We start from the raw sequence: 9,408 nt of genomic DNA, 5'->3' as shown, positions 1-9,408 counted from the left end.
ACCAGCCAGGTCGTCCTGTATCATGCAGTCTCCGCCAACCGGCGGCCAGCATAGGTATGAGAACAGCCAGTTGGAAAACAGAGGAAATGACGCGAGATCCCTGCCCTGTTTCAGGGTCGGTCCCGAATATGATAGTATCCAGCACAGCCAAAGCAGCACTCACGAGAACCACAAACAAGAAGAACCACCAGTATTCTGAGCGTATAGCCCGACCGGAGAACTGGAAGTATTTCGAGAAACACGTTTTAACTGCTTCCACAAACCCCATTTTCAACCCTTTCTAAGTTTCTGTGCGGCCTCAGAACGTCTCGCTAGCTAATAGAACAGACTTGCCCTTCTGGGTTTTCCCACCTTCATTTTGTGTTTGAACGCCAAAAAACTATTCTATGAAAAGGTAGCGAAATTTGCGCGCGGAAAAAATGTTGATTTATAAAAAATTAGATTCAAACATGCGAATTCGACGCAACTTTCATTTTACCTCCGTTGTTGTCGTTGCTGCTCGCTTCGCCGAGCCCTTCCGGCCGCTGGAGTGAGTGCTGGCAGCCGGAAGGCACTTTACACGGATCAGTCGTTGGGAGAGCGCGATGCTTAGACTTAATGTACTCGCCCTCTTTCCAGAGTTTGCTCTAGCTTTTGCCAGTGATTTCATTCGGCCATCCCACGTTGTTGGAGGTCTTGGCAGTCAAAGTAATAGTGCTCTGCCCGCCAAGCCCCCCCGCGGCAAGTTTTGGGAAAGGTCGTCACAGGAACGTTGTCTGTTCTGTCGGCTGCCCAAAGGCGAGAGCCTCAAACAAGCGCATCCAAGTTCATTAACTTCAACAGACTCAGAGGGAGAAGAAAATGACCAACAAGATGGTGATGATTGCAAGCGCAACTTGTTTTGCACTGCTCGCGGCCTGCGACGACACGGGTACATCCAATGCGTCCGCCGAACTCACACCCGCTCAACAGGCGTGTTTGCGAGATGTGGCCAAGACAACGAACAATTCGCAAGTCGTTGTGCTCTCATCCGCGTTTAGCGAAGCTGGAACACAAGTTACTGTCGGTGTTGGTGAGGACCGTGCTCCTTGGAATTGCATTGCTTACACTGATGGCGCGACAGCTGGTATCGAGTTTCTGGGCGACGAAGGCGCACTGTGAGTAGTCTGTCGCGTAGCCGAAATCGGCTGCGCAGCACCGGCTTGCTCTTCAGAAAACTCGACTTGGCCTGTCGTATACGCCTTTCAGAGCGCAGCGTGGGCATCCGCCTCGGATCACCGGATGCCCAAAAAACCGATTAGGATTTGCGAAAAAAGCGAAACCTCTACGAGAAGGAGTCCCCCATGAGTGCTAGACTAGTCCTTCTGCTTGCTGCCGTCGGCCTCGTGCCAATTGCGTTATCATATGGCCTGATGCCCGGCAGTTCGATCCCAGTTTTGCTAGGATTTCCGGTGGAAGGGACGAACCAAACCCACGTGTTCCGAGCAATTATGGGTCTTTACCTGGCAAACGCGTTGTTTTGGTTGGCGGCCGCTTCGAAACCAGAATTACAACGTCCCGCGCTGTGGGTTCTTTTTTTATTTATGTCGGGACTGGCCGTTGGACGCATACTAAGCATTCTTATCGATGGAGTTCCGAACGAGCTACTTCTGTTTTACCTAGCGGCCGAGATAGCTTTTGCGGCTCTGGCCGCGGTTTCCCTGAAAAAAAGTACGATAAAAACAGAAGTGGTAAAATGGTGAGGTTAGGCTTTGTTTTCTCGATGATTGCGACTTTAACAGTTTCGACATCCGCTCTGGCACAATCGTCATCTGTCCAGACCGCGGTGGACGACAACCTCTTAGAGCTTGAGACTGCCGTTGACGAAGCGGGAGCTACTCCAATCGCATCGATAGATCATTCGCGTCTGGCCAAAGCCGAAGGCGTAGAAATGCCAGCGTCTCGTGTACTCATTTTCTCTGATCCGGAGATAAACACACCTGTACTGGAAGAGAACGTACGAGCAGGTCTGGACCTTCCGTTTCGCGTTCTTTCATTCGATCAGGATGGTCGCCCGCAGATCGTCTACACAGACTCTCAATTTCTAAAAGTTAGGCATGATCTGAATAACACCCAGGCGTTGAATTCGTTTCAGAGCAAGTTGCTCGAAGTTCTTAAGGACTTAGATGCAGCACCAGCGCCGACCAACGGATTGAATACTAACTATGGCATCATCGATCTGCGATCTCAGCTCAGCGTAACAGAGGCAGTGAAACGTCTCAGGGCGACTGTGATGGAGCAGAACGATACGGTCTGGTTTGGGGAGATTGATTTTGCGACCGAAGCGTCCCTACTAGGGGTGGAGCTGCCGGATACGGTTCTCTTGCTGTTCGGAGGCCCAGCGCCCGGTGGCGTAGCAATGGCGGGGTTTCCGGCAATTGGTTTGGATGCCTTTTGCCAAAACTATTGGTTTACGCGCATGAAGAAGGTGGCTCGGTAGTCATTTTCAATGACATCGCCGCTTTGGCGGAGTTGCACTACGGTTCTTCAGCCGAACCTCATCACGGTTTGAACAAACGGCTGACCGCAACATTTCGCACGGCAATTGAGTAGCCGCTGTTTGGAAAACGCAATAGATACCAATTATCGATTGGCCATCTTTTCGTCGTCCGCTTTGGGCTCGGAGCAGCTGTCCTGCTCTATATCGCTTCGTCCGGAGTCGCTGAGACAATGCATGTGAAAACCACTGTGACCTACCGGGAGCGGATCGCTCTTCCACCTAATGCCGTATTGGAAGTTGAACTCCTGGATACTTCGCGTGCAGATACACCTTCTGTTCGGCTGTCTTCCCAGAGGTTCAAACTTGCGGGTGTCCCCAGAACAGTTGAAATTGCCTTCGACACAGATCTCATCGATGAGCGCATACCTACACGGTGGCTGCCAGGATCATTTCCGACGATCACGTGATGTTTCGTTCAACGACAGCGACACCTGTACTCACCCGTGGCGCACCAAATTCTGCTGAACTCGTTTTAGAGATGATGCCAAGGAGAGCCGGGGGCAACGACCCAGAACAATCGATCTACGATACCGCTTGGGAAGTTTACGAGATCGCAGGGTGTATGCTCATTGCTGAGAACCCTCCTTCCTTGACAATTGATCAAGATGGCCAGTTTGGCCCGTACGGAGGACGTAACCGGTTTACAGGAACCCTTGACGCAGCCAAGGGTGAGTTCAGTATGCCGGGCAACTTCGCAGGAACAAAGATGGCGTGTCCTGAGGAGCGGGAAAAGCTTGAGCAGGATACGATCAAAGCCTTGTCCGCAGCAGTGGGCTACGTGACAAACGGAGCAAACTTGGCACTCAAGAACGCAGCGGGAGCGACGGTTCTGCGCCTGCGCAAAACGCCAGAATTGTCACCGCGCGTTTCGAAGCGAGTTGGTGCAATCATCCGACTTGTTCGAGCGACAATCAACGAGAACCAAAGGTCGAAATTCCGAGTGGATCAAAGACGTTAGGCTGTGTGGATTGCGAGTGATCGTGATAGTGGGCCTTACTGCGTGCGTGGCGTAGCGACGCCATCAGCACACGTTCCGGATTATAGATGAGCTGGCTTGCATCGGCTTCGTCATGTTCTCCATCTGCGGCGGGAGGAGCGGGCTGAAGACGGCCTTCAAGGACAGTACCCCACACTTTGATATCGGCCAGCGCCAAAGGATCTACAGTTAGCGGATTTTCTTCGAGGATTGTGAAGTTGGCCAGTTTGCCCGGCTCGATAGAACCGATTTCATCCTCCAGTTGCAGGGAATAGGCTGCGCCGATGGTAATACCTTCCAGGGCATCTTCTGCACTGATGCGTTGGTCCGGACCAACGATACGACCACTTGTGGAAATCCGATTGACAGCAGCCCACATGTACTTCAGCGGCTCTGCGGGAGCCATCGGCATGTCCGAGTGCATCGAAAAGGGGATACCTGCTCGAACGGCATCGCCTAAAGGCACCATGCGCTCTGTGCGCTCGCTCCCAACGCTGCCTGCGGCATACCGATCTGCGAGCGTCGGCGTGTAGACAGAATTACCACTGACAATGGCACCAAGACGTTTAATGCGTGCGATCTGATCTGGTTGAGCGTAGCCAAAGTGTACAACGACGGTGCGATGGTCATATCTCGGATTGCGTTGCATGGCGGCCTCAAGGGCATCAAGAAGAATGTCCAGACCGCCGTCTCCAAGATTATGAACATGGACCTGAAAGCCCGCGTCCCAATAAAGGTCGAACACCTGCTTGAAGAAATCGGGCGTCATGATCCATTGACCTTCATGCCCGTCCAAGTAGCCGTCGCGCATGATCATTAATTCACTGAAGATCGCTCCATCCAACAGCAGCTTGACCTGCTTGGGCAGGAACTGGGTTCGGCCTTCGCTCCACGCCAGCATGGCTTCGGTCTCGGTCAGTACTTTTTCGGGGCCCTCTGTGTTCAGAAACAAACCGCCAAGCGTCCGACCGTCCGGAATAAAATAAAAATTGAAAGGCGTGTCGTCTGGCCCGAACGCTTTCGCTACGAGAGCTTGGGCGTTCTGATCAACAGGACCAGCAGGCTCTGCAAGGGTCGTAATCCCGCTGCGGTGATAGTAATCTTCTGTGAACTCCAGCGCCTCCATAACCCTGTCGATGGATGCATAGACCGGAGCAAATTTCTCAAAGAACACGTGCTCCCAGAAAGCAGCTTCAAGGAAGAGGCCTTTATCCAGATTGGCTTGAGACCTAGCCAGTTCACTTGACCAGCTGGCAATGTATTCTTCTGTGATTTCAAGTTGTTCCAGGGCAACCGAGTTGAAGTACATCTCATGGGTGGAGCGTTGCCATACAGCCAGCGGAATGTCGGGGGCCAGTTCGTCCAAAATCGCACGACTCATGCTGCCGTGCCATGACGCATGATACCCCCAGACCATCAGCGGCCGCCCGCTGCTTGGATCATAAGTGTTGATTACCTCGGAAAGACGTTGGTGAAACTCCTGCTCGCTATTGGCAAGAGGCGCAAATCCCGCTGGCGATTGCCAGTCCTCGATGGAAATGATGGCATCAGACATCATCGCAAGTGCGCCCAGAAGCGGGTGCAAATGCTGTTCAATGAACCCCGGCACAATAATCTTGTCTTCAAAGCTGCGGTCAATTGAATAACTTCCATCGGGCAGGCGACCCTCGATTTCCTCCAGAGTTCCGACGTCAGTAATTCGACCGTTTCTAACGGCCACTGCCTCAGCCAGCGGGGCGTCCGGATTCATGGTGAGAACTTCTCCACCGACGTAGACAGTTGTGTCGGGAAACTCAGGGAAACGCTCGAAAGCGTCTTGCAATGAGGGGGACTGTGCAGCGCTGTGAAGCGGCATGAATGCGAAAGCGAATACTGTGAGAGACTTAAAGAACTTCATTGATGCCTCCGAATGGGATTACGGACATGAATAAATTGCTTCGATCAGAGCAGGCTGGTCGGCGATGTGTCAACCTAAGTCGCCAGCCACTCAATACTGACTGAGCAACATAAACTTGAAAGCCACTTTCGTTGCCCGCCGTGGTCTCGCGGCAGACATTCGCCCAAATTCACGGAATGACTGCAATGCGAACAAAATGGAAATTTCACCAGGTAAGGGAGAGCGGCAGTAATTCTCGAATTCCCTAGAGAACGGACTATGCTTTGACGAGTAAAAGTACGTTGTTCAGTTCTTCGAAAACCAGATTTCAATACGCTGGCCGCGGCCATACTTCAGTTGCAATTCATTTGGAGCGATACTGCCATGCCAAACACTTCGTTACTTTCAAAGTCCAATTTTCCAGTTTTTGCGCTTATTGGAGGTTTGATTATGCAAAGCCTTGGAACCTCTCCTGTACATGCTGAGGACGACCCATACGCGACGCCGCGAGAAGACTTTTCCATCCGTGACCTGAGGAATGGTTACTCAGCCAAGCAAGCCTACGACCTGAGCTCTGAATGGAATTTACAGAAGTTTCTCGACATCACCGAAGCCGGGGCGTTTTCGTACATGAACCTCGCCGAGTTCTTGCCGAGTTCTGTCATTCGTCGCGACGGGGCCGTCGCGATGCTTGCGACAAACTTTAACGATGCCATAGGAGCGACGAGCGTCCCAGGCGCTGACGGCAATGCTGTCTCGCTCGACGAGATGATTAATGCTGATGATTCCACAGTGCAGGGCGTTATGGTTCTTCACAACGGCGAAATCGCTTACGAGGCCTACCCAGGAATGCGCCGGACGGACAACCACGTCTGGATGTCCAATGCAAAGATTCTCTCGAGCTTGCTGATCGGTCAATTGGAAGATGAGGGTAAGATCGACGTTCAGAAAACGGTTGGCGACTATGTCAAGGGCACCAAGGGAACAGCTTGGGAGAACATTAAAGTCATCGACGTCCTGAACATGCAGTCTGGTTTGGATCTGGAAGAGAACCCCCTCTCACGCAAAGGCGATACACCATATGGTCGCTTTGTCAGGGCTGAGGTTGGTGTTCCGAACGAAGAAGGCGTTCTGCAAACTCATAACGAAGCCCTGTTTGCTATACCCAAACTGCGGGAACCGGCTGAGGCTTTCGAATACTCCTCTGCAAACACACAAATGCTTGGTCTCGTCATTGAAGCCGTTACGAACCAGAGACTTGGTGAAGCGATCACGGAGCGGGTCTGGAGCAAAGCTGGAATGACTGGCGATGCCACCCTGGCGCTGTCACCTCAAGGAAACGGCATAATACACGGCCTGATCAGCAGCCGATTGATCGACATGGGAAAGATTGGTCTGCTCTACACGCCAAGCTGGGACAAGACAGCGTCAGACCGCATTGTATCTGAAAAGATGATCGACACGATCCAAACAGCGGGCGTTGCCGAAAACTACATGAAGGGAACACTCGGCCCACACCTTTCTGAAGCATTCCGTGAACAACCGATGGCAAATGCATACCAATGGGATGCCGTTTTTGCCGATGGCGATTTCTACAAAAGTGGAATGAATGGCCAAGGAATCTATGTCTCGCCAGGAAAGGACGCCGTTGTCGTTTGGTACGCAACTGGAGGCGCGAGTATCGATATGGAAGCCTACGCCAGGGCCATTGTGACTTCACTGTAGGTCAGATCACTCACTTGCGTCTCTGGCCGCAGGTCAATGAATTGTCGGTCATATGGTGACTAGAGCATCCATTCAATCGGCAGCCACCTGACCACGGCCGTAAGGGCACGCTGTAAACCGTTGGTTTCCGGGTCCACAGTGTGAATGGTGACTGTTCCATCCTGATCTTCTTGCCGCCAGATGATCTCGCCGCTGTCGTTAAGTTCGACGCGATAAGAAAACTCAGGCCGGTTCAATTGCTCCGCAAGCGACCCAGCAATCGTTGGGCTTTCGATCATAAGGCCCATTTCTGTATTCAGCCGCGCGGACCTGGGATCAAGGTTGTAAGAGCCTATGAAGATCCGTTCTCCATCCGATCCAAAGACTTTTGCGTGTAGACCGGAGGCCGATCCTGCCAGCATCTCGGGCAGGCTGCGCTCGCGATGTTCGCGCCGCAAAGCTCGAAGCTCAAGTAGTTCTACACCACTGTTGAGCAAGTCTTCCCTGTAACGCATATAGGCCGCATGAACGGGCATTACATCCGTGGCATCCAGTGAATTGGTTAAGACGCGGACCTTCACTCCGGACTTTGCCAACCCTTCCAGAACCTCCGCCCCTCGTTCCCCCGGAATGAAATACGCTGAAACAAGGTCTAGCGAGGTTTCAGAGGTTTTGGCAAACTCGATAAGTTGCTCGACAATCAGGTCTTCACTCTCGACTTCGCCCAACCCTTTTGACGGATCGTCGACAAAAAGTGTGACTTCACTCCATTCGAACTTCAGATCATGTGCCGCTATCCGGTCGGCCAGTTCATTATCCTGAATTGCCCTTTGGTAGCCTGCGCCAACCGCAGTCTGGCGCGCGGTGTCTGCCTTTGCTTTAAGGCTTTTTTCCGCCAAAGTTTCCAAAAAGAGCCCAGCGTCGTACGCGGAGGCACTATTCCAATATGCGTCGAATGATTGCGACACCTCATCTACAATCGGGCCGATGGCTATCGCATCTACATCCAGGTAGTGCGTTCCCACCCCGTAGTCGAAATAGATGTCACCGATGTTGCGTCCCCCAACTATCGTGGCGACCCCGTCCACAGTCATTGATTTATTGTGCATCCGCCGGTTCAGGCGTCCAAAGTCAAATGCATAGGACAGAAGTTTTGGGTTCCTCAAAGTGAACGGATTGAAAATGCGTACATTTGCATGCGGCAGAGCGTTCAGTTCGGCGAGCAAATCATCCAATCCGGAGATACCGTTATCATCGACCAGCAATCTGACGCGCACACCACGCTCTGCTGCTGCCCTAAGCTCTTCAAGAAGCATTAGGCCGGTAACGTCATCTTGCCAGATGTAGTACTGAGCATCGATTGAGGATGTCGCTTCTCGGGCGAGGATCGCCCGGGCCGCAAAGGCTGCGCGTCCATTTCCCAAAGGCCTTACACCGTCGAGCCCAGGGTTACGTTCAAGTGCGTTTTTTATTGTTGCACCTAATGGCCCGTCCCAATCAGCATCTTTCTTAAACGTTGGCTCAGAAAAATTTTCACTAGGAAGCGGAAAAGTCCACCTTAACCCGACTATGGCCACTGCCATCATCGCCACCAAAATCAAACATATTCTGATTAGCCGCATTCAGGGTTCCATAAATGGCGCTTCGGATTATCCTTGCAGCTGAGATTGGCCTATCTACAGATTGTTTTTCAAGAGTTTGGGTCAGAGCAACCGACTGAGCACCAAAGTTTGTTCGCTTTGGGCTCAAGGCAGACGTTCGCTCAATTCCGCTCAATGACTGCAATGCGAACTTTGCGGCCATCTGTATTTTTACTCCAAAGGACCGCAGTCAGCCCAAAGCGGACCTTCGTAACAAGACGTTGCAATTTCCGAGACCGGATGTGGGTACGCTCATAACGCTGCGTTTCTGACATTGATTTCATAAAAGAAAAGCTTGGAAGTTTGCCAACAGGTTTGCATGCCACTGAGGAACCCGAACATACAGGCTCTCAGGCTTATCTGCGGTGCCCAATTACAGTTTACTCCCAATCACCAGCAGACGAGCGCCACGTCTTTGCTTCCGCATCCCAAACACTGGCTGTTGCGCAAGGCGTCGGGTTTATTCCGTCACAATTAGTTCCGTGGACATCTGCAAGGACAATGCGTTGACGCCCGAATTCGACGACCGTCCAGCCTCGATTGAGCAAGGAGTGAACTTCCTCTTCAATCAAGAAGTGCGACATGCATCCACCAGTTCCGCAATAAAGAGATGCAGCACTCGAACACGCGAATCCAGATTCATTCAGAACCCAGTCGGGTTGTAGATCTCCGTCGAGATCGACCCTCTCAACCG

Annotated in this window: 8 protein-coding genes and 2 pseudogenes; 6 read left to right on the top strand and 4 right to left on the bottom strand. The window is 52.1% G+C overall.

The annotated features are described in order from the left end of the window. Positions 1-268 (bottom strand): DUF805 domain-containing protein (locus GS630_RS22165; RefSeq protein ID WP_171712267.1); only part of this gene is annotated, 268 nt, incomplete at its 3' end. Positions 269-840: 572 nt separating this feature from the next. Between GS630_RS22165 and GS630_RS22160 the strand changes: the two genes are divergently transcribed. The 5 genes and pseudogenes from GS630_RS22160 (at position 841) to GS630_RS22485 (ending at position 3,476) form a co-directional block, all read left to right on the top strand. After that, positions 841-1,140, top strand: a complete 300-nt coding sequence (locus tag GS630_RS22160; RefSeq protein ID WP_171237876.1) for a hypothetical protein — start codon at positions 841-843, stop codon at positions 1,138-1,140. Positions 1,141-1,322: 182 nt separating this feature from the next. After that, complete coding sequence (locus GS630_RS22155; protein WP_171181882.1) at positions 1,323-1,721, top strand: DUF4345 domain-containing protein; 399 nt, start codon at positions 1,323-1,325, stop codon at positions 1,719-1,721. Further along, positions 1,715-2,458 (top strand): DUF302 domain-containing protein, encoded by a 744-nt coding sequence (locus GS630_RS22150; RefSeq protein ID WP_171621518.1) that lies wholly within the window; start codon positions 1,715-1,717, stop codon positions 2,456-2,458. The genes GS630_RS22155 and GS630_RS22150 overlap by 7 nt, the downstream gene beginning before the upstream one ends. 230 nt (positions 2,459-2,688) lie before the next feature. Continuing rightward, a pseudogene (locus GS630_RS22145) lies at positions 2,689-2,933 on the top strand (YbaY family lipoprotein); the annotation flags it as partial. Further along, the gene (locus tag GS630_RS22485) at positions 2,925-3,476 is read left to right on the top strand and encodes an META domain-containing protein (protein ID WP_371809158.1); all 552 of its coding nucleotides are present in this window, start codon (positions 2,925-2,927) and stop codon (positions 3,474-3,476) included. The pseudogene GS630_RS22145 and the gene GS630_RS22485, both read left to right, overlap by 9 nt. Here the strand turns inward: GS630_RS22485 and GS630_RS22140 are convergent. Then, the gene (locus GS630_RS22140; RefSeq protein ID WP_171621517.1) at positions 3,430-5,391 is read right to left on the bottom strand and encodes an amidohydrolase; all 1,962 of its coding nucleotides are present in this window, start codon (positions 5,389-5,391) and stop codon (positions 3,430-3,432) included. The two genes, GS630_RS22485 and GS630_RS22140, sit on opposite strands and share 47 nt — an antisense overlap. A gap of 363 nt (positions 5,392-5,754) precedes the next feature. Between GS630_RS22140 and GS630_RS22135 the strand changes: the two genes are divergently transcribed. Beyond that, a complete protein-coding gene (locus GS630_RS22135; protein ID WP_171712265.1) occupies positions 5,755-7,095 on the top strand; it encodes a serine hydrolase in 1,341 nt (446 codons plus the stop codon). 59 nt (positions 7,096-7,154) lie between these two features. Here GS630_RS22135 and GS630_RS22130 read toward each other — a convergent pair whose 3' ends face one another. Together GS630_RS22130 and GS630_RS22310 are read right to left on the bottom strand one after the other, a co-directional pair. Then, positions 7,155-8,498 carry a phospholipase D family protein gene (locus GS630_RS22130; RefSeq protein ID WP_245223071.1) on the bottom strand — a complete coding sequence of 448 codons (1,344 nt, stop codon included), beginning with the start codon at positions 8,496-8,498 and terminating at the stop codon, positions 7,155-7,157. Positions 8,499-9,094: 596 nt separating this feature from the next. Further along, positions 9,095-9,408: pseudogene (locus GS630_RS22310) on the bottom strand (hypothetical protein); the annotation flags it as partial.

Origin of the sequence: Ruegeria sp. HKCCD7303, from assembly GCF_013111185.1 — a bacterium.
In the GTDB taxonomy this organism is placed as follows: Bacteria; Pseudomonadota; Alphaproteobacteria; order Rhodobacterales; family Rhodobacteraceae; genus Ruegeria.
Note: the sequence above shows the minus strand (reverse complement) of the source record. Positions and strands in the feature narration are given on the sequence as shown.

Coding starts and splice junctions, on each gene's coding strand:
- GS630_RS22160 (WP_171237876.1), top strand. CDS start 841: ATGACCAACAAGATGGTGATGATTGCAAGCGCAACTTGTTTTGCACTG.
- GS630_RS22155 (WP_171181882.1), top strand. CDS start 1,323: ATGAGTGCTAGACTAGTCCTTCTGCTTGCTGCCGTCGGCCTCGTGCCA.
- GS630_RS22150 (WP_171621518.1), top strand. CDS start 1,715: ATGGTGAGGTTAGGCTTTGTTTTCTCGATGATTGCGACTTTAACAGTT.
- GS630_RS22485 (WP_371809158.1), top strand. CDS start 2,925: ATGTTTCGTTCAACGACAGCGACACCTGTACTCACCCGTGGCGCACCA.
- GS630_RS22140 (WP_171621517.1), bottom strand. CDS start 5,391: ATGAAGTTCTTTAAGTCTCTCACAGTATTCGCTTTCGCATTCATGCCG.
- GS630_RS22135 (WP_171712265.1), top strand. CDS start 5,755: ATGCCAAACACTTCGTTACTTTCAAAGTCCAATTTTCCAGTTTTTGCG.